This window comes from Micromonospora sp. NBC_00330, from assembly GCF_036136635.1.
GTDB lineage: Bacteria > Actinomycetota > Actinomycetes > Mycobacteriales > Micromonosporaceae > Micromonospora > Micromonospora salmantinae.
On record NZ_CP108012.1, the window covers coordinates 1,208,677 to 1,227,192 of the forward strand.

Consider the following 18,516-nt stretch of genomic DNA (forward strand, 5'->3'; position numbering starts at 1 on the left):
CCGCCATGCAGCGCTGGACCTGCATCCTGACGTACTCCGAATCTGGGGCGTCGGCTGTCGTCGAGCGGGCACGCTCATACCCGGCTCGTGGTCCGAATCGGCCGATGCTGTCGCCTGGTCCCGTCCGGTCAGGCTGGGCCGGTGACCAGCGGGTCGTGGACCCGGCCGAGGAACAGCGGTACCCCGGTGAGCCGGTCATGGATGACGTACAGGAATGGCCGGTTGACGAAGAATTGCGGCCCTTGCGGGATCGACGGCGGTCGGACGATGACGGCCGACGCGGCTGCGGCCTCGGTGCCCTTCTCGTCCACGGCGATGAACGTCTCGTGCACCACGTCGTCGATACACAGGACCGGTTCGGTGCTCATGCCGGCGAAGTCGGCCTGTGACGTGAACGCCGTGGGCATGCCGAGGCTGCTCAGCGCGGCACCCAGCTCGGCCGGCAGGCGGAACGTCCACCGGGGCAGACGCAGTTCGACATCGGTGATCTGGAACCCGGTCAGCAACGCGCCCAGCCAGGCCGCATCGAGGCTCGCCTCGACCGCGGCGAGATCGTCCCGGGTGGGCATGACGATGGCCATGGCGAGCCCGTCGCCCGCGTACGGCACGTCGACGGCGCGCCAACCGTCGCCCTCGAGGTAGCCCATCCTGTCGAACGGTCCGCGCATGATCGGGACGTCGACAACGGTCCCGTCATCCCTTGTGAACGGTCCCACCGTCGTGGCCGCCAGGGTGAACGGGTACTTCCAGGCCGCCTTGAGGTAGATCGCGTTGGTCAGAATCAGGCTGGTGGCGGGGCTCACGGCGTCGGACTGCAACAGCTCCGGGATCTTCGCGTTGGTCCGATCGGACACCCAGGTGTTGATCTCCTGACGGGCCGCCTCCGGCGCGCCGCGGAAGTCGACAGGTCGCGGCGTGGCGCCGTAGTAGCCCGCCAGGACGTGCCGGAACCGGGGTCGCAGACACAGATCGAGTCGTGTCCACAGCGCGTTGGCAGTGGTCAGCCGAGGCCGCTTGACCCCGTCGCCGTCCTGGTACCGGCCGGCGAGCGTCTGCTCGACGGTGTTGAGCCCGCTGTCCAGCGCGCGGGGGCGCGGATGCGGCGCGTGGAGCACCGTGTCCATCTCGTCCGCCGTGGTCGAGCCGGCGCCCGCCCTGGTCATCGCGAGAGCGAGCCCGACCGAGTACGGCGCGCACACCACATTGCCGCCTGCCCGGGTCGCCGCCACCGTGCGGTAGAGGTCGGCCGTGAAGCTGCTAACGGCGGTAGCGGCGGCCTGCATCGTGGCCGGGTCGGCTGGTACGCGGGTCGCATTCGTCGCGGTGGACGGCGTGCCGGGCCAACGGAGATCACCTGGGGCGGCGGTGAGGGCAGCGGCCGCAAGCGGGACCGCCCGCAAAAGAGATCGACGCGAGACCATGTCCTGAGGTTAGAGCAGTCCCACGGAAACCCACCAGACACAGACCCAAACTCATCGAAACTCAGCAATGTCTGTCACTCGTATCGGTACTTCAGCGAATCTGCCTCGGCCTTCTCGATGTCGGCGATCGTCAGCTCGGGCATTCGTAGCTGGGCCAGCGTCACCTCGGCCGAGGTCGGCTGGGCGTCCGCCGGCAGCCACTGCTCGGGCTTCCAGGCACCGCTGCGCAGCAGCGCCTTGGGGCAGTGCGGGTAGACCTCATCGATTCCCAGCACCAGGGCACTGGCCGGTGGCTTGCCCACGGCGGTCAGCTGCGACAGCAGCTCGGGGCGAGTGGAGACGCAGGCCCGGCCGTTCACCCTGAGCGTCGTGGTACGCCCTGGGACGATGAACAGCAGCCCGGCCCGCCCGGTGGCGACGACGTTCTGCAGGCTGTCCAGACGCTTGTTGCCGGTGGCGTCCGGTATTGCCACCGTTCGTGCGTCCAGGACGGCGACGAAGCCGGCCGGGCCGCCGCGCGGGGAGACGTCGCAGTTGCCAGTGGCGTCCACTGTGGCGACCAGGACCAGCGACGAACAGCCGATCAACCGCCGGGTCTGCTCGGTGAGTTCGGTCATCTGCTTCCGCACGGCCGCGTCGCTGGGGAGTTCGTAGGCCCGGCGCAGCGCCTCCTGGTCGGGCACGGCGTCGAGGCGCAGCGAGTCGAAGGCGCTGGCGGCAAGGACTGGCGTCATGCATCGACACTAATCGACCAACCTGGCCGGTTCAGCCATCGTCACGGCTGGCGGTCTTGCCCAAATCATCTTAGTCATTAAGATAATCCCGTGGACACATCGATGGACTTCTCGGTGGCGATCGCCGGCGCCGGTCTCTCCGGTCTCTGCCTCGCCCAGTACCTGACGCGCGCCGGCATCGACGTGCACGTCTACGAGCGGGACCCGGGCCCCTTCGTCCGGCGGCAGGGCTACCGGATCATTCTCGACCGGTACGGCATCGAGGCGCTGCGCGAGAGCCTGCCGCGCTCGCTGTACAACCTGGCGCTGACCACCGGCGACGAACCCGGTGGGCACCTACGCTTCACCGACAGCCGGCTGCGGGACGCGTTCGCCATCACCTTCAAGGACGAGCCGCACGCGACCCGCCAGGTCGACCGGCTGACCCTGCGGTCGATCCTTCAGTCCGGGCTGAACGGGCGCATCCACTACGGCAAGCACGCCGTCGCGGTGGACAGCGGCGACCCGACACGGCCGCGGCTGCGGTTCTCCGACGGCGGGGTCGCCGCGGCAACCGTCGTCGTGGGCGCGGACGGCGTCGGCTCGGCGCTGCGCGCGCAGATCATGCCGGACGCGGACCCGGCGAACACCCCGATGGCGGGCATCTACGGCCGGTCACCCCTGCGGCGCAACGGCGAAAGTGTCATTCCGGACGCGCTGCGCACCAGCGGGGTCCTGGCCATCGCCGACCGGCCGGGCCGCGCCTTCTTCTTCACCTCCATGCGGTTCGGCGAGAGCCCGCCGGAGGCGTTCGCGCGCCTGGCCCCGGGCAGTTATGCGCCCACCGGTGAGGACTACGTCATGTGGGGACTGCTGCTTCGGCAGGAGGAGGTGCCCATGGGCATCCGGGGCGACCTGCTGGCGCTGTGGAGACTGGCCTCCGGGATGAGCATGGACTTCCACCCGGTCATCCGGCGGCTGGTCGGCACGGCCGAGTTGGACGCGACGGTGCTCAACCTCTTCGCCACCGGCCGGCGTCCGCGCCGGTGGGCGGTGCCCCGGGCGACGATGATGGGTGACGCCGTGCACGTCATGCCGCCGTTCGGCGCTCACGGCGGCAACACCGCGCTGCGCGACGCTGCCCTGCTCGGCCACAGGCTGGTCGAGGCCCGGGCCAGCGGCACGCCGGTGGAGGAGGCGATCGCCAGCTACCAGGACGAGATGGTGCCCTACGCCTTCCGCGCCGTCGACACCGCCGCCAGGCTGATGCGCCGCCTCACCGGGGGAGCGGCCGCACCCCACTGGGTGCTGACCCGCGTGCTACCTCGGTTGCACCGGGTCACCGTCCCGGAGGGATGATTGCGGGCATGTCCCACCAGCCGGCCCGTGCGTCAGCGATCGACGACCTCATGCGCGCCGGACGGGAGACGTCGCGGCTGTCCATGGTGTTCCGGTACGCCATCGCGGAGCGGCTGGGTCTCACAGTGAGCGACCTGGAGTGCCTGGACTACCTGGCGGACGTCGGGTCCGCCAGCGCGGGGCAGGTCGCCGAGCGGACCAACCTCACCACCGGGGCGGTGACCAGCATGCTCCGCCGGCTCCAGCAGGCGGGCTACGTGACGGCCGAGCGCGATCCGGCGGACCGGCGGCGGTTGATCGTCGCCCTGCGGCCGGAGCGGACGGCCGAGCTGGAGCGACCGTACGAGCGGTTCGCCGAGCGGGCGGAGCAACTCATCGAGGGCTACAGCGTCGAGGAGGTCACGCTGCTGGTCCGGCACTACGACCGCATGCAGGCGATGTACCTCGCCGAGTTGGAAAGCCTCCGCAGTGGTCTGTCGGAAGCCGCCTCGCGTGACTGACAGCGCTCCCGGTCCGCTGTCTGACAAAGAGACCTCGTCCAGGTTGTCGTCAATCGCGTCCGACACCGACCCTGGTGCGAGGGGGTCGGCTCGGCGTTGGCAGCGGGCGGCGGCTGCAAACGGCCGTCCCCCCGGAACTCGTGTCCCGGGGGGATCAGGGCCTGAACTCAAATGTTGCGGTAGCCGGTGCCTCCGCTCCGGTTACCGTAGACATCGTGACCGAGGTGGCCGGTGCCGGCGCACCAACTGATACAGAACTTCGCTTGACCCACCGTGTGCGCCTCGGTGTTGCCGACATAGTAGGTATTGGGGGAGTTGGTCCACTTGTCAAACGACCAGCCGTAACCGGTGGCGTAGCTCCAGCCACCGCTGGCTCCCCAGACCGAGGAACCGTTGTAGCACCAGTCGACCCGTAGCGTGAGCTTGTAGAGGTCACCGCCGAACGCGTTTTCGGCTAGCCGGGTGACGCTGTAACTGCTGCAGCTCGATGCGGCCAGGGCGAGTGGGTCCGCGATCGGAAGCGCCCGCGCCGAGGCGGCTCGGCGCTTCAGGAACTCCTCAACCGTGATCGATTCTGGTGTGGAAACCACGGTCCGGACCGTGACCGGAGTCTGTTCCACAGTCAGGGCCGGTGCCGCGGGTTCGTCAACGGGGGCCGCCTGGGCCAGCCCGGGCACTGCGAGCAGCCATGCGACCATCGTCCCGGCCACGAGTGCACACTTTATCCCTCTCATGACGCGCCTTTCGGAGTCGAGTTCTGGTGGGGTCCCAGTGCGACGAACCAGGCATCGTCGATGCGACGCAGCCAGATGACGTCGGAGTACGGCGACCCGTTCAACTGTCCTGAGAGGGTCGCGCGAACCTCGGCATCGGACGCCGTCGTGTCGAACCGGCGGTCCGACACGACGAGACGACCGCCACCGAGTTCGGTGATCCGCCGGCTGATTTCAGCGGACGAGTCAGTATCAGGATCGGCGATGTCGGCGAGCTTTTCGCGATTGCGGTCGTGGAGTGCGGTGACGTAGTCAGCCACGGCCGCCTCAGGCGAGGCTGCGCCACCCGGAGCGGCGAGACCAAGGAGTAGAACCGTCCCGATCACGAGGCATGCCGCGACGACGCCACCCACAATGATCCACGTTTTCCGTCTCATGTCCGATGAGCATACTTCCAGGCGTTGGCGTTGGTCGGATTGGAAAGAATTTCATTCAACGGCTTGTCTCGGTAGTCGGACCCGTGCTGCGTCATGAGCGGGCCAGCGGAATTTGTGCCGGTGCAGATCTGCGTATGACTGATGTTGTTGTCGAAGTCGAAATCGTACTGGAGGACATCGCCGCCCAGCATCTGATAGACGCCGATGCTCCTGGCGCGGCCGGAATTCCGCGCGAACCAGTACCAGTTTTCGGCTCCTCCCCAGGTGTAGCTGGAGGTGCTGGAATACGATCCGTTCCACCAGTTCGAATTGCTGCTCCGGCTGCTCAGCGGGTACGAACCGACCGTCGCCCAACCGCCCGCCTTCATGGACTGCGAGATGAAGCTCGTGCAGTCGTCGGAATAGCTGGGATAGGCAGGGTTGCGGCCCTGCGCCCAACTCCTGGCGTAGTTGACCATCGCGGTGTAGTTGTAGGCCAGCGCGACGGCGTCCGACGAGCGCTCGCGCGGCAACGTCGACGTGACGGCGGTCGACGAAGGTTGGCGGTTTGCGGCGGGCGAGCCTCCCCGGGCAGCCTTTTCGGCATACCTCGCCTTCTCCGTCTGGAACGCCAGATCGAGCTCGTCCTCGAACTGGGTGACCGGCACGGAGAAGACGTTCCTCCACTGGTAGGCCGCCTCCGCGACGTACCACTGGCCACCCGACGTGTGCAGTTCCACCCGATGGTCCGCCCAGTAGGTCTGGCGGTCGGAGCTCCCCGGCACGTTGAACACCAGGTCGGTCTGCTCGGTCACCGTCGCCGTCGCTCGACCGCCCTCTACGACCAGGTCGGAGACGTGGACAGCTGCGGTGGCGCGCCGGTATCCGCCGTGCAGCGAATCGAGCCGGGCGCGGACACCGGCGAGCCGGTCGGCGGTCGCCTCGGCCGACTGTCGCAGCGCGCCGATCGCCGTCCGCCCGGCGCTCTTCGCCGGCGCCGCCGTCACCCAGGAGGCGCGTTCGCCAAAGTACGCCTGAAGAACGGCTTCGATCTCCCCGCTCACCGCTGCCGCCCCGGCCGGCGCCGCGACCGCGGCTGCCGCGCCCGGCAGGACCAGCCCGACCGCTCCCAGCGCTCCGGCGCCCAATACAGATCTACGTTTCATCGACACGCGCTCCCCCGATAGCTGGACGGATCGGCAGGCCGCAACTCGCCTGCCGAACTTCTTGATAGAAGGTCGCGGACAAACAAGCGAAGGGCAATCCGAGACGTCGCAGGGTTGCGTCAGGAATATTTCCCTGATATGCACCAAGGTAATGCGTTGATCGTTCTCGGCGAGTGGTTCTGGTCGATATGAGCGACGTGGCCTTCCGTCAGGCCGGCCCTCACTAGCTGTGTCGCAAACACGTCATAGCGAATGCTCGTTCGTACGAAGGGACGATGTTACTACTGCCTCGATTCGCCTACGGTGAACCGAGCCATACGGGGGGTTGACTGAGATGCATGGGGGAGATACACACGTCCAGATTCACCTACAGACCGGTCGAATCGGACTAGAGCCGAACCACGCTGCTGTCTTCGGCCACTGTCTATGCGAAGAATGTCCCTTCGACATCCGGATCATGAATTCGAAGGTTCCGGTCGTCGGGAGGGTGGAGGCGTATGACGATCATTGGCGACTCGGCAACCTGAGCGACAACTGCACCTTGATCGTGTCTGATCGGGGTTCACCCGCTGACCTCGTCGTCGTCCGGCCAGGTCAGGTCCGGGCCGTCATCGAGTTCGAGCTGGCTGACATCGCGACCGACGCCGACCGCGGGCCCTTATTCGCCGTCTCCGGGCCACGACCGGTCAGGTCATGGGAGTCTCTCGCCTGCCCGCATTGGACCACCGACATGCGGCCGATGGTGACCAGCACCGTCTACTTTGCCGTGCTGCTCGCCCTCTGCGAGCCACGCCTGCGGTACGGACATAACGTCCCGCTACCGACGTCGTCCGAGGTCGCCCGGCGTCTGACACGCCTCGACATGCCGCTCACCCCGCGAGCGGTCGACGCGCAGGTCGACTACCTCGTCACGAAGTTGCGGGTCGGCAGGGGCGATGTCCCAACTTACAAGCGCGGGCAGGGCTGGAAGAAGGAGGCCATCGTGGCGGCCGCCACCGCAGGCGGCATGGTGACGCCCGGCTCGTACGACAGTCGTTGGTCCCGAGGATCGGTCGACCCCGTCCAGCCTGACCTGGTGTCACAGCGGGTCGGCGGTCGGCCGGTGCAGGCTGCGCCGATGAGCCGTACGGAATCCCTGGGCAGGAACAGGCGCGCACGCTGACCCACCACCGGCTCTGATGCCGTCAAGGTCCTGCACGCGACCCGCCGCAGGCTCCCGACCCGTTGCCGCTGGCGAAAGGCGGTGAAACGTCGGCATTGGCGCGTGGTGAACGACGGGTATCCCGGGTGGCGGTCCTACGTCGATCATTGCCCGAGGATAGATATGAGTCACTCTCACCTCCTGGCGGAACGCCCGGGCGCGGAGGACGAGACGTCGGCACCGGAAGCCGGGCGTGACCGAACGGCCCGACTCCGCGTCCCCGGAGGATCGCCATGCCCCGTCCCGTTCTCCGTAATCGGCTCGCGGCGTTCACCGCCGCCGTCCTGACCGCGAGCGTCCTGACGGTGACCCCGCCGTCACCGGCGCTCGCCGCCACGACGTTCGCTGCCAACGACTACTGCCTCGGCCAGTGCGCCGACATCCTGCCCCCCGGGCAGAACGGCAACGCCACGCTGGTCGCCATCCTGGCGCACCAGGCGCTCGGCACCCGCCCGGCGCACTCCAGCGACCAGCTCGACGAGTACGCGAACCTGGTCTACAACTACGCCGGGCTGACCGACGAGCAGATCGCCCACTTCTACAACGACGCCTCGTTCGGCGTCCCGGCCGCGCAGGTCGAGAGCACGGTCTCGCCGCGCGCGGACGTCACCATCGTGCGGGACAAGGCCACCGGCGTCCCGCACGTCACCGGCACCACCCGCGCCGGCACCATGTTCGGCGCCGGCTACGCCGGGGCCCAGGACCGGCTCTGGGTGATGGACCTGCTGCGGCACGTCGGCCGCGGCAACGTCACCTCGTTCGCCGGCGGCGCGCCCGGCAACCGGGAGCTGGAGCAGAGCGTCTGGGCCAACTCGCCGTACACCGAGGCGGACCTCCAGGCCCAGGTGGACGCGCTGCGCACCAAGGGCCCCCGGGGCCAGCAGCTCTACACCGACGTGGTCGACTACATCGCCGGCATCAACGCCTACATCGACAGGTCGATCGCCGAGGACAACTACCCGGGTGAGTACGTGCTCGCCGGCGCCGGCAAGCCGAAGCACTTCACCATGACCGATCTGATCGCCACCGCCGGCGTGATCGGCGGACTCTTCGGCGGGGGCGGCGGCAGCGAGATCCAGTCTGCGCTGGTCCGGGTGGCCGCCCGCGCCAAGTACGGCGCGACCGAGGGCGACCGGGTGTGGGCGGCGTTCCGCTCGCAGAACGACCCGGAGACCGTGCTCACCCTGCACGACGGGCAGAGCTTCCCGTACGGGGCGACGCCGCCGGGCGCGACCAGCGCGGTGCTCCCCGACGCCGGCTCGGTGGTCGCGGAACCCCTTGCCTACGACGCCACCGGCGGGGCCGCCGCCCGCACCGGCGCCAGCACCGCCACCAAGGAACTGCTCGGCGGCCTGGCCAACCTGCGCGCGCACGGCATGTCCAACGCGGTAGTGGTCTCCGGGCGGCACACCACCACCGGAAACCCGGTGGCCGTGTTCGGGCCGCAGACCGGCTACTTCGCGCCGCAGTTGCTGATGCTCCAGGAGTTGCAGGGGCCCGGCATCAGTGCTCGCGGCGCCGCGTTCGCCGGGCTCAACCTCTACGTGCTGCTCGGCCGGGGCCAGGACTACGCGTGGAGCGCGACCTCCGCCTCCCAGGACCTCACCGACACGTACGCGGTGCCGCTGTGCACCACCGACGGCAGCGCCCCGACGCTGCGCACCAACCGCTACCTCTACCACGGGCAGTGCCTCGCCATGGAGGCGCTGGAGCAGCGCAACTCCTGGTCCCCGACGCTTGCCGACTCCACCCCGGCCGGCTCGTACACACTGCGCGCGCTGCGCACCAGGTACGGGCTGGTGGCCCACCGGGGCCTGGTGAACGGGCAGCCGACGGCGTTCACCAAACTGCGCTCGACCTACCGGCACGAGGCTGACTCGGCGATCGGCTTCCAGGCCTTCAACGACCCGTCGGCGATGGGCAGCGCGGCGGCCTTCCAGGCGTCCGCGGCCGATGTCGGGTACGCGTTCAACTGGTTCTACGTCAACTCGACCGAGGCGGCGTACTACAACTCAGGCTCGAACCCGGTCCGTCCGGCCACCGCCGACCCGAACCTGCCCACCAGGGCCGAACCGGCGTACGAGTGGGCCGGCTGGAACCCGGACACCAACGACGCCACCTACACCCCGGCGTCGGCGCATCCGCAGTCGGTCGACCAGGACTACTACGTCAGCTGGAACAACAAGCAGGCGCGGGACTTCGGGGCGGCGGACGGCAACTTCAGCTTCGGCTCGGTACACCGGGCGCAGTTGCTCGACGGCCCGGTGCGCGCGGCGATCGCCCAGCGCAAGCTCGGCCGCGCCGACGTCGTGAAGATCATGGCGGACGCGGCGGTGACCGACCTGCGCGGCCAGCAGGTCCTCGGGGACCTGCTGCGGGTGCTGGACAGCACACCCGTCACCGATCCGGCGCTGGCCGACGCGGTGGGCAAGCTGCGCGCCTGGCAGCAGGCCGGGGCCCGCCGGGTGGAGACGTCTCCCGGCTCGAAGGTCTACCAGCACGCCGACGCCATCCGGATCTTCGACGCCTGGTGGCCGCTGCTGGCCTCGGCGCAGTTCCGCCCCGGCCTGGGGCCGGATGTCTACGCCGCGCTGGTCGACACCATCGAGGTTAACGAGGCGCCGTCGGGCGGCCAGAACGGGGGACGCGACGGTGCCGCGAGCTGGGCGTTGCAGGGCCAGGCGCACAAGGGCTCGTCGTTCCAGCACGGCTGGTGGGGCTACGTCGACAAGGACCTGCGCGCCGTGCTCGGCGACCCGGTGGCCGGTGGGCTGGGCCGCGCGTACTGCGGCAACGGCAACCTCGGCGCATGCCGGCAGGCACTGCTCGACGCGCTCGGCCAGGCCGCCGTGGTGCCGGCCACCACTGTCTACCCGGGTGACAAGTCCTGCGGTGCCGGCGACCAGTGGTGCGCCGACTCGATCGCCCAGTCCGGGCTCGGCGGCATCACCCACCCGGTGATCGCCTGGCAGAACCGCCCCACCTACCAGCAGGTCGTCTCGTTCCCGGCGCGCCGGGGCGACGACGTCACCAACCTGGCGCAGGGCCGCCCGGCCACCGCGTCGAGCACTCAGTTCCTGACCGGCCACACGCCGGCCAAGGCGGTCGACGGCAGCCTCGGCAGCCGGTGGGCCAGCAGCTACAACGACAACCAGTGGCTCCGGGTCGACCTCGGCGCGGCCCGCAGCGTCAGCCGGGCGGTGCTGCGGTGGGAGTCCGCTCACGCCACCTCGTACCGGATCGAGGTCTCCGGCGACGGCAACTCCTGGACGCCGGTGTTCGCCACCACCGCCGGCAACGGCGGCGTCGACAACGCCACCTTCGCCCCGGTCACCGCCCGTTACGTGCGGGTGTACGGGGTCCAGCGGGCCACCTCGTACGGGTTCTCGCTCTACGAATTCGAGCTGTACGGGAAGTGACAGTGCCCGGAGGGGTCGGCGGGAATCACTCGCCAGCCCCTCCGGTGCACAGCGGGGGCCAATTAACGGGTCGGCTCTCCGGACGGCTGCACGAGGAACGATCTGATGTGTTCCAGTGCCATGTCCAGAGCGACTTCCATGGGTGCGACGTCGTGCGCGGCGTTCGCCAACAGGTAGCCGCCCTGCAACGCGGCCATCAATCCCGTGGCCAACTTCTCCGGGTCGGCGTCCTGGCGCAGGAGGCCGCTGTCGCGCATCCGGTGCAGACCATCACTGATCAGTCTTTCCCATGCCGCGAACGTCTCCGACAGCGACGATCGAGCCTGCTCATCTTGATCGGACAGCTCGAGGGTCATCGACCCGAGGCCACACCCGTATTTGCCGTTGTTCAGCGAGTTGGCCTGGATCAGCGCGTTACGCCACCGGACCAACCCGGAGAACGATCTGAGTCGTTCGAGCCCTGCGCGTTCACGCTGAAGCACGAGCGCGCCTCGGTACTTGACCAAGGCGCGCACGAGTTCCTGCTTGTCGGCGAAGTGGTGGTAGAGCTGAGACTTGCTCGTCTGGCTTGCCTCGCGGACGTCGTCAAGGGTCGTCGCGTTCACTCCGCGCACGAGCATCAGCCGGTTCGCTGCCTCGAGGATCCGCTCTCGCGTCGCGATGCCCCGTTGACTGATCCGCCGCCTATTCGTCGGCGCAGCCACCTGCTCGTCGCTCATCTGCCAAGTGTATCCAGCGGGCCAGATGATCTAGAGAGAATAGGACCCCGGAGTCCATGTCCCGACGGCTAGGTGGACGGCGTACCCATTATTGCTGGATCGTCGTGGCACGAGTTTTCCTGGACGATCTGGTCCGCAAAATCTGGTCCGCAAAAGATTGCTCGGAGGGGCCACCTCGGCCCGGACCGGCGCGCGGACCCGGGGTCCGCGCGCCGGAGGTGTCAGGCCGTCGCCCGCTTCGGAAGCTTCCACCCGGGCCGGGGGAAGTGGCAGGTGTATCCGTTGGGGTAGGTCTGCAGGTAGTTCTGGTGCTCAGGCTCGGCTTCCCAGAAGTCGCCGGCCGCGGTGACCTCGGTGACGACAGTGCCGGGCCACAGACCCGAGGCGTCGACGTCGGCGATGGTGTCCTCGGCGACCCGCTTCTGCTCGTCGCTGGTGTAGAAGATCGCCGAGCGGTAGCTCATGCCGATGTCGTTACCTTGGCGGTTCTTCGTCGACGGGTCGTGGATCTGGAAGAAGAACTCGAGCAGCGCGCGGAAGTCGGTCTTGTCGGTGTCGTAGACGACCTCGATGGACTCCGCGTGGGTGCCGTGGTTGCGGTAGGTGGCGTTCGGGACGTCGCCGCCGCTGTAGCCGACGCGCGTGGACACGATGCCGGGCTGGCGGCGGAACAACTCCTCCATGCCCCAGAAGCAGCCGCCGGCGAGGATTGCCTTTTCGGTGTTCACGTCGTCTCCTTGCCTGTCGTCGTGCCAGCCCACCTGGACACGCAAGTACAGACACTCTCCGGGTCGGCTGTATTCCCGCAGCCCCCACCTTACATGGACTTCAGGGTCCAGGTGCTGCGCGGCTGGCCGAGGCAACGGCTGCGTCGATAATGCGGCTGAGCTTGCACTTCCTTCCAGTCACAGCAGTAACCACGTGACCCAATACTGGACTTGACAGACCAGTTTTACCGTAGCTAGGTTCGGCACGTCCGACGGGGTGGCTCCGGTAGCGACGAGACGCCCGACTTGCCCGTCGGCGCCGAGGCTTGGCGCCGTCAATGCGGGGAAACGCAAGTGCGCTCCTCGTGCCAGTACAGACGAGGGCTGGACACAAGGAGATATCTGATGAAGGCGATCGTGGTGACGGACCAGGCTGCGGGAACGGCCGGGATGACGCTGGTGGAGCGGCCTGAGCCGGAACCGGCCCTCAACGACGTCGTCGTTCAGATTCATGCGTCGGGGTTCGTCCCGACCGAGATGGCGTGGCCCTCGACCTGGACCGATCGCCTCGGCCGTGACCGGACTCCGTCGATACCCGGGCACGAGCTGGCCGGAGTGGTCAGCGCCCTCGGGTATGGCACGACGGGACTGTCGGTGGGACAGCGGGTGTTCGGCCTCACGGACTGGACCCGCGACGGCACTCTGGCGGAGTACGTGGCCGTCGAGGCGCGTAACCTCGCGCCGCTGCCCGGCGACGTCGACTTCACTGTGGGCGCGAGCCTGCCGATCTCTGGCCTGACCGCCTGGCAGGGGCTGTTCGAGCACGGCCGCCTTCAGGCGGGGCAGAGCGTCCTCGTGCACGGCGCGGCCGGCGCAGTCGGGTCGATGGTGACGCAGCTCGCAAAAGAGTTCGGCGCTCATGTCATCGGCACCGGGCGCGCTGCCGACCGTCGAAGGGCGCTCGACTTCGGCGCACACGAGTTCGTCGACCTCGGCAACGAGGCAGTGGAAGACGTCGGCGGAGTCGATCTGGTTTTCGACGTCATCGGCGGTGACATCGGAAAGCGGTCGGCAGGCCTCATTCGAGCCGGAGGCACACTGGTGTCCGTTGTCGGGCCGTCCGAGGCGCGGCCCGCGGACGGCCTCGCGATAGATTTCGTCGTGATGCCTGATCGCACCCAACTGGGTGAAATCGTCCAGCGGGTACGGGACGGGCGACTACGGACGAACATCGGCAACGTCGCAGACCTCGACGACGCCGTCGCCGCTCTCAACCCGACCGAGCGGATCACCGGAAAGACGATCATCCGCGCTCGCTCCTAGGTTCAAGGACAGCGACAGTCGCGGTCAGCGCCTCGCCACCACTCCGCTTGCCTGGCGAGCGGGCCCCCCGGCCGTACGAGTGCAACTGCTCCGGGGAAGCGACAGTCGGGCGGCTGACGCAGGTGTGGTCAGCGGTTGTTCGCCGGTGTTGGCCGCCTGCCACTGGTCGGGGTGGCACCCTGAGCACGTGGACTGGGCAGTGAGCCGGGGGAAGCTGGCATCGGGACTACGGTGAGCGGCCTCTGATGCGTACCGCGTTGATCGTCGTGGCCGCGCTGGCGACGGCGGTGGTCGTGGACCTGATCTCTGGCATGGTCGTTCGGCGCGTAGCCCGTGGCCGTTACCGGTGGCTGCTGGAGCCGCTGCGGCATGCCTGCCGCCGCCCGGCGGCGGCGCTGCTGCTGGCCGGGGCGCTGTACTACGCGCTGCCGTTGGGTCCGGCCGAGTGGCAGCCTCATCTGCGGCACGTCGCCTGGGTGGCGTTGGTGATATCCGGGGCATGGTTGGTGAACAAGGCGTTGCACGTGGCCGAGGTGGTCGCGTTCAGTCGACTGCCTGGTGACGCGGTCGCCAGCCGGCGGGTCCGGCGGGCCCGGACGCAGATTCGCCCCGTGCGGCGGCTCACCGTCGCCGTGATCACCATCGTCGCGATCGGCCTGATCCTGATCACCTTCCGGCCGGTACGCCTCTTCGGCGTCTCCGTGTTGACGTCGGCGGGGGTGGTCGGCGCGTTGATCGGCCTGTCGGCCCGTACCGCGCTCGGCAACGCATTCGCAGGTGTCCAGGTCGCCTTCGCCGACGGCCTGCACGTCGGCGACGTGCTGGTGGTGGACGGCGAATGGGGCCGAGTTGAGGAGGTGAAGCTGACCAACGTGGTGATCCGGCTCTGGGACGAGCGGATGCTCATCCTGCCGACCACCTACTTCACCGAGCGGCCGTTTCAGAACTGGACCCGGAACGAATCTCGGGTGGTCGGCAAGATCCAGATTCATGTCGACCACACGGCCGACCTGGACGACCTACGCCGGGAAACGCGCCGGCTGGTCGAGTCCTCACCGCTGTGGGATCGCCACCAGTGGGTGCTCCAGATGGTCGACTCCACTCCCCAGACAGCGGTCATCCAGGTGCAGGCCTCGGCCGCCGACGGCGCCAGCGCCTGGGACCTGCGCTGCGACCTGCGCGAGGGACTGGTTCGCTACCTGCGCGACCATCATCCGCAGTGGTTGCCCCGCACCCGCAGTCAGTATCAGCCTTGAATCGGGCGGGCCCGACGGCCCGCCTACCTCCCGCTGTGGGACTGCCCGCTCTTCTCGTCCCGCCAGCCATCGGGTCGGGGATGGTAGCCGTAAGCGGCTGCCCGTACCGTTTCCTCGTTTTCCAGCCCGGAGCCGATCGCGCCGCCGACGGTGGCCAGCGAGCTGGTGATCCAAGCGAGCGTCAGATAGTCGGTGAAGTCGACCGGCCGCTGCAAGGTCTGTTCCAGCACTGAGGTGTCGATCAGCAGCGCCGCGACGAGCACCGTTCCCACGAACAACACCACGTAGGACAGCGCCGTGGCCAGAGTGAGGGTGAGGATCGTACCCAGGTTGAACAGCCGTGCCAGCTCGGTCGGCGTCTCGGGGCTCGGTTTCTCCCACAGGTCGTGCGCGACGATCAACCAGGCCACCAACGCCGTCAGCCCGAGCAGCATGATCACGGTGAGCCGGAGTCCGCCGAGCGCAGCACCCATCTGCCAGATGGTGTCCGTGGTGAGCGCGAACGCGGCAGTGCCGAACGCGCCGACCAACAGCTTCGACAGGCCCAGCAGGGTACGCCCCGGACGGTTGGCGCGAACCATGCCGATCAACAGCCGTAACCGGCCGATCAACCGCGAGGCGACGTAGCGCCGCTCACCGGGGTCGGCCTCGGCGACCACCCGGTGGACGGCGGGAACCCGGTTTGCCATTTCGGCCGGTGCCCGGCCGGCCGGCGGCAACCGCTGGTCGGAAGCCTCGTTCAGTAGCCGGTTCACCAGATCCGGAACGGCTGCGCGGGTCGCTCGCAGCTGGTGCAGTCCCAGCGCGGGCAGGGACACGACAGCGACTCGACGCCGAGCGGAGGTCTGCGCGACCAGCGGCACCCGATCGGCATGCAGCGGCAGATCGGTCAGGCAGATGGCGACGTCCCACTGGTCGTCGGCACGCCGTTGGGCGAGATCATCGAGTAGCGCCTCAACGCCGCCGTCGCGGCGCGGCGCCACGTCGCCCCAACCTTCGCGGACGATCCACCGCACGTCGGCGTTCACCCGCTCGGCGAGCCCGCTGGTCAGCTCGGCGGTGAGCCGCGCGGCCACCCGAGCCGGGTGGTCCGGCGGGGTTGCCACCAGTCCGACGACGATCTCCGGGCGGTCCTGTTCACTCTGCGTCATCGGTGCTCCTCACCGGTAGCCGGGCTCGGCCGCCGACGGCGAACAAACCGGGGCCTCAGGCGCCGGTGCGGCAGCTCCCGTGCCGATTGAGGTAGCGGTACAGCCAGGCCGCCGAGAGGAGCACCCCGACCAGCCCGTACAGCGCCACCGCGAACCACACTCGTCGAACCGGGCGCCCCGCCCACGCAGCCTAAGAGACCACCCCGATCGGTGCAGCGGATTCAGTGGAAGGAGCCCGCCGCCACCACCACCCGCCTCACTCGCCGAACTGATGCGCCTGGCCAAGGCCATGGGCCACCCGCGGCCTGAGGCCGGCGGGGGAGACCAGTAGTCCTTGGGAGACCCCCACACGTGCGAGCGGTCAGAGCGCCATCCGCATGAAGACGTTGGCGCGGGCGTACGGCGGCAGTGGAATCTGTTCCGGGCTGACATGCGTGAAGCCGGCGGATTCGTAGAGGCGTACCGCGTTCGGGAGCTTGGTGCTGCTACCCAGGAACAGGGTGGTCGCGCCGAGCCTGCGGGCCCGGTCGATCGCCGCCTGAATCAGCTGCCGGCCGATGCCCTTGCCACGGACCGTCGGGGTCACTGCCATCTTCGACAGTTCGAAGACGTCGTCCGAGCTGCGGACCAAGGCGACACACCCGACGATCTTCCCATCGTCACGGACGATCAGCACGTCGCCGCCCGGGTCGACGATGGCCGCGAACGGGTCGCCCAGGGTTTTGCGGTCCGATTCTTCGATGGCGAAGAAGTGGGAGATCCATTCCTCGTTCAGCGTCCGGAAAGCCTGGGCCTCCTCCGCGGTGGTAATCGACGTGATGGTCAGCGTGCTCGGGTTCATGGGTGGATTGTCGACCGCCGCCATCGCGGCGGCCAGCGGTACCCGGACAATGGGGCGATGAAGCGAGACGTGAGCCTGATGCGGTTGACCGGTACGCGCGCCAACGGCGCGGTGGCGACGGGCGCGGCGGCTACCGGGGCGCGGGCCGCGGGGGCGGCGTCGATCGGCGCCCTCGCCGTGGGGGCGCTGGCGATCGGGGCTGTGGCCGTCGGGGCGCTGGTCATCGGGCGTCTGGCGATCCGTCGGGCGGTGGTGCGGGAGTTGCGCGTCGGCCGGTTGGAGATCGACGAGTTGGTGGTGCACAGCCGACCCACTGCCGAGGGATGACCCACGGCAGGGGTGGGCAGCCGGTCGGTCTGCCCACCCCTGGCATCGGGTCAGTAGCGACGCAGGATGCGCTTGTCCGCGTCCAGGTGGCGGTCGAGTTTGATCACGATGAACTCGTTGTTGTCCGCCTGGCCGGCCGTCCGGCCCGCCGATGACGGGAAGTTGTTGTCGTTGAGGACGGCGAGCGTGCGGTCGTCGAGGATCACCACGTCCTCGATCGTCTGGAACGGGAACGTGAACGGGTCACCGAACCCGCCGACGTGCCGAGGGTTGGCGATTGCCATCAGGTCGGCGACCAGCGTCTTGTCGAGCAGGCCGTCGCGGTTCCGGTCACGCTTGTCGGCGAGATAGATCTTCTTGACCTTTGCCGTGTCGCCCTGGCCGTTGTCCCGCTCGATGATCAGGAAGCGGTCGCGGTCGACCATGATGGCGTCACCGATCGCGTGAGCGGGAGAGTCGAGCGCGTAGGCCCAGCGCCGGCCGGTGTAGGTATTGGTCCGGGTGTCGAACTCGTTCAGCCGAAGGGTGCCGGCCGGGTCCCCAGTGGTCGTGCCCTCGATCAGCGGGTAGAGCGTGCGACCGTCTGGCGACTGGGCCATGCCCTCGAAGCCCTTGCTGCTGGCGAGATTGGCCGGGGTCGCGCCGCGGCCCGGGTTCTCGGGGGCGAACACCCCCGGCAGTGGCACCGGCGCCTGTAGCAAGCGGCCCGCCCGGTCGAAGTGCAGCAGGTACGGACCGAACTCGTCACCGACCCAGTACGTGCCGTCCGCCGTCCGGGTGATCGACTCGACGTCGAAGTCGGCTCCGGTGAGCACGCGGTCGGCACGAGTGAGCGGGAATGGCACCTTGCCATGCGGGTCGGTCAGGTTGATGCCACCGAGCACGTCCACGGCGCCGCTGCCGAAGTCGGGCGCGACCCGCTGAACACGCAGCACGAAGTCGGCACTGTTTGCCTTGTTGCCGAAGCCGTTGTCGGACAGCACGTCGAAGGTGCCGTCGGTGTTGCGCAGGACGCCGCTGAACCCCTGGATCGGTTGGTCGGCGAACGGCGGGATGAACCCGTTGATGGGGGCACTGCCGAGCGACGAGCCGGACGGTTCGCTGCCGGGAACGAAGGTCCCTGCTGGCAGCGCGGCGAACGTCAACAACTCGGCCTGGCCCCACGTGTTCCGCTCGGCCGCGGCCGCTGTCGCGGCGCCCGGCAGCGTCAGGGTCAGGGCGACCACCGCAGCAGTCAGGCCCACCCGCTTGCTTACTGCCATCAATCCTCATCTCTCCAGGTAC

17 protein-coding genes are annotated in these 18,516 nt (G+C 68.6%); 7 read left to right on the top strand and 10 right to left on the bottom strand.

Features of this window, described 5'->3' with window-relative positions; all coding sequences use genetic code 11:
- Positions 1–128: 128 nt before the first annotated feature.
- The gene (locus OG598_RS05330) at positions 129–1,283 is read right to left on the bottom strand and encodes a serpin family protein (RefSeq protein ID WP_328653303.1); all 1,155 of its coding nucleotides are present in this window, start codon (positions 1,281–1,283) and stop codon (positions 129–131) included.
- 212 nt (positions 1,284–1,495) lie between these two features.
- Positions 1,496–2,155: an MSMEG_1061 family FMN-dependent PPOX-type flavoprotein gene (locus OG598_RS05335; RefSeq protein WP_328653304.1), complete on the bottom strand. Its 660-nt coding sequence runs from the start codon at positions 2,153–2,155 to the stop codon at positions 1,496–1,498.
- A 90-nt stretch (positions 2,156–2,245) separates the two neighbouring features.
- Here OG598_RS05335 and OG598_RS05340 point away from each other — a divergent pair, with 90 nt between their 5' ends.
- Both OG598_RS05340 and OG598_RS05345 read left to right on the top strand, forming a co-directional pair.
- Complete coding sequence (locus OG598_RS05340; protein WP_328653305.1) at positions 2,246–3,493, top strand: FAD-dependent oxidoreductase; 1,248 nt, start codon at positions 2,246–2,248, stop codon at positions 3,491–3,493.
- Between the two features lie 8 nt (positions 3,494–3,501).
- Entirely contained in the window at positions 3,502–3,993 is a 492-nt protein-coding gene (locus OG598_RS05345) for a MarR family transcriptional regulator (RefSeq protein ID WP_328653306.1), read from the top strand.
- A 167-nt stretch (positions 3,994–4,160) separates the two neighbouring features.
- Here OG598_RS05345 and OG598_RS05350 read toward each other — a convergent pair whose 3' ends face one another.
- Genes OG598_RS05350 through OG598_RS05360 form a run of 3 tightly spaced genes read right to left on the bottom strand, consistent with a single transcriptional unit; the run spans position 4,161 to position 6,288 of the window.
- Positions 4,161–4,703 carry a hypothetical protein gene (locus tag OG598_RS05350; protein WP_328653307.1) on the bottom strand — a complete coding sequence of 181 codons (543 nt, stop codon included), beginning with the start codon at positions 4,701–4,703 and terminating at the stop codon, positions 4,161–4,163.
- 20 nt (positions 4,704–4,723) lie between these two features.
- Positions 4,724–5,143 (bottom strand): hypothetical protein, encoded by a 420-nt coding sequence (locus tag OG598_RS05355; protein WP_328653308.1) that lies wholly within the window; start codon positions 5,141–5,143, stop codon positions 4,724–4,726.
- A complete protein-coding gene (locus OG598_RS05360) occupies positions 5,140–6,288 on the bottom strand; it encodes an amidase domain-containing protein (protein ID WP_328653309.1) in 1,149 nt (382 codons plus the stop codon). The genes OG598_RS05355 and OG598_RS05360 overlap by 4 nt, the downstream gene beginning before the upstream one ends.
- A 457-nt stretch (positions 6,289–6,745) precedes the next feature.
- Here OG598_RS05360 and OG598_RS05365 point away from each other — a divergent pair, with 457 nt between their 5' ends.
- Together OG598_RS05365 and OG598_RS05370 are read left to right on the top strand one after the other, a co-directional pair.
- Positions 6,746–7,450 carry a hypothetical protein gene (locus tag OG598_RS05365; RefSeq protein ID WP_328653310.1) on the top strand — a complete coding sequence of 235 codons (705 nt, stop codon included), beginning with the start codon at positions 6,746–6,748 and terminating at the stop codon, positions 7,448–7,450.
- 272 nt (positions 7,451–7,722) lie between these two features.
- Positions 7,723–10,908 carry a penicillin acylase family protein gene (locus OG598_RS05370; protein ID WP_328653311.1) on the top strand — a complete coding sequence of 1,062 codons (3,186 nt, stop codon included), beginning with the start codon at positions 7,723–7,725 and terminating at the stop codon, positions 10,906–10,908.
- Between the two features lie 62 nt (positions 10,909–10,970).
- Here OG598_RS05370 and OG598_RS05375 read toward each other — a convergent pair whose 3' ends face one another.
- On the bottom strand, positions 10,971–11,627 hold the full coding sequence (locus tag OG598_RS05375; RefSeq protein ID WP_328653312.1) for a TetR/AcrR family transcriptional regulator: 657 nt from the start codon (positions 11,625–11,627) through the stop codon (positions 10,971–10,973).
- Between the two features lie 221 nt (positions 11,628–11,848).
- Positions 11,849–12,355, bottom strand: a complete 507-nt coding sequence (gene msrA, locus OG598_RS05380) for a peptide-methionine (S)-S-oxide reductase MsrA (RefSeq protein WP_328653313.1) — start codon at positions 12,353–12,355, stop codon at positions 11,849–11,851.
- Between the two features lie 384 nt (positions 12,356–12,739).
- Here msrA and OG598_RS05385 point away from each other — a divergent pair, with 384 nt between their 5' ends.
- Both OG598_RS05385 and OG598_RS05390 read left to right on the top strand, forming a co-directional pair.
- Positions 12,740–13,657 (top strand): NADP-dependent oxidoreductase, encoded by a 918-nt coding sequence (locus OG598_RS05385; RefSeq protein WP_328653314.1) that lies wholly within the window; start codon positions 12,740–12,742, stop codon positions 13,655–13,657.
- A 245-nt stretch (positions 13,658–13,902) separates the two neighbouring features.
- Complete coding sequence (locus OG598_RS05390; protein WP_328653315.1) at positions 13,903–14,913, top strand: mechanosensitive ion channel family protein; 1,011 nt, start codon at positions 13,903–13,905, stop codon at positions 14,911–14,913.
- 23 nt (positions 14,914–14,936) lie between these two features.
- Here the strand turns inward: OG598_RS05390 and OG598_RS05395 are convergent, their stop codons facing one another.
- Both OG598_RS05395 and OG598_RS05400 read right to left on the bottom strand, forming a co-directional pair.
- Positions 14,937–16,064: a hypothetical protein gene (locus OG598_RS05395; protein WP_328653316.1), complete on the bottom strand. Its 1,128-nt coding sequence runs from the start codon at positions 16,062–16,064 to the stop codon at positions 14,937–14,939.
- A gap of 361 nt (positions 16,065–16,425) precedes the next feature.
- Positions 16,426–16,929: a GNAT family N-acetyltransferase gene (locus OG598_RS05400; protein ID WP_328653317.1), complete on the bottom strand. Its 504-nt coding sequence runs from the start codon at positions 16,927–16,929 to the stop codon at positions 16,426–16,428.
- Positions 16,930–16,962: 33 nt separating this feature from the next.
- Here OG598_RS05400 and OG598_RS05405 point away from each other — a divergent pair, with 33 nt between their 5' ends.
- Positions 16,963–17,232, top strand: a complete 270-nt coding sequence (locus tag OG598_RS05405; protein ID WP_112734824.1) for a hypothetical protein — start codon at positions 16,963–16,965, stop codon at positions 17,230–17,232.
- A 50-nt stretch (positions 17,233–17,282) separates the two neighbouring features.
- Here OG598_RS05405 and OG598_RS05410 read toward each other — a convergent pair whose 3' ends face one another.
- Positions 17,283–18,494 (bottom strand): esterase-like activity of phytase family protein, encoded by a 1,212-nt coding sequence (locus OG598_RS05410; protein ID WP_328653318.1) that lies wholly within the window; start codon positions 18,492–18,494, stop codon positions 17,283–17,285.
- Positions 18,495–18,516 lie beyond the last annotated feature (22 nt).

Coding starts and splice junctions, on each gene's coding strand:
- OG598_RS05370 (WP_328653311.1), top strand. CDS start 7,723: ATGCCCCGTCCCGTTCTCCGTAATCGGCTCGCGGCGTTCACCGCCGCC.
- OG598_RS05360 (WP_328653309.1), bottom strand. CDS start 6,288: ATGAAACGTAGATCTGTATTGGGCGCCGGAGCGCTGGGAGCGGTCGGG.
- OG598_RS05335 (WP_328653304.1), bottom strand. CDS start 2,155: ATGACGCCAGTCCTTGCCGCCAGCGCCTTCGACTCGCTGCGCCTCGAC.
- OG598_RS05355 (WP_328653308.1), bottom strand. CDS start 5,143: ATGAGACGGAAAACGTGGATCATTGTGGGTGGCGTCGTCGCGGCATGC.
- OG598_RS05365 (WP_328653310.1), top strand. CDS start 6,746: ATGAATTCGAAGGTTCCGGTCGTCGGGAGGGTGGAGGCGTATGACGAT.
- OG598_RS05400 (WP_328653317.1), bottom strand. CDS start 16,929: ATGGCGGCGGTCGACAATCCACCCATGAACCCGAGCACGCTGACCATC.
- OG598_RS05405 (WP_112734824.1), top strand. CDS start 16,963: ATGAAGCGAGACGTGAGCCTGATGCGGTTGACCGGTACGCGCGCCAAC.
- OG598_RS05330 (WP_328653303.1), bottom strand. CDS start 1,283: ATGCAGGCCGCCGCTACCGCCGTTAGCAGCTTCACGGCCGACCTCTAC.
- OG598_RS05395 (WP_328653316.1), bottom strand. CDS start 16,064: ATGACGCAGAGTGAACAGGACCGCCCGGAGATCGTCGTCGGACTGGTG.
- OG598_RS05410 (WP_328653318.1), bottom strand. CDS start 18,494: ATGGCAGTAAGCAAGCGGGTGGGCCTGACTGCTGCGGTGGTCGCCCTG.
- OG598_RS05390 (WP_328653315.1), top strand. CDS start 13,903: ATGCGTACCGCGTTGATCGTCGTGGCCGCGCTGGCGACGGCGGTGGTC.
- OG598_RS05385 (WP_328653314.1), top strand. CDS start 12,740: ATGAAGGCGATCGTGGTGACGGACCAGGCTGCGGGAACGGCCGGGATG.
- OG598_RS05345 (WP_328653306.1), top strand. CDS start 3,502: ATGTCCCACCAGCCGGCCCGTGCGTCAGCGATCGACGACCTCATGCGC.
- OG598_RS05375 (WP_328653312.1), bottom strand. CDS start 11,627: ATGAGCGACGAGCAGGTGGCTGCGCCGACGAATAGGCGGCGGATCAGT.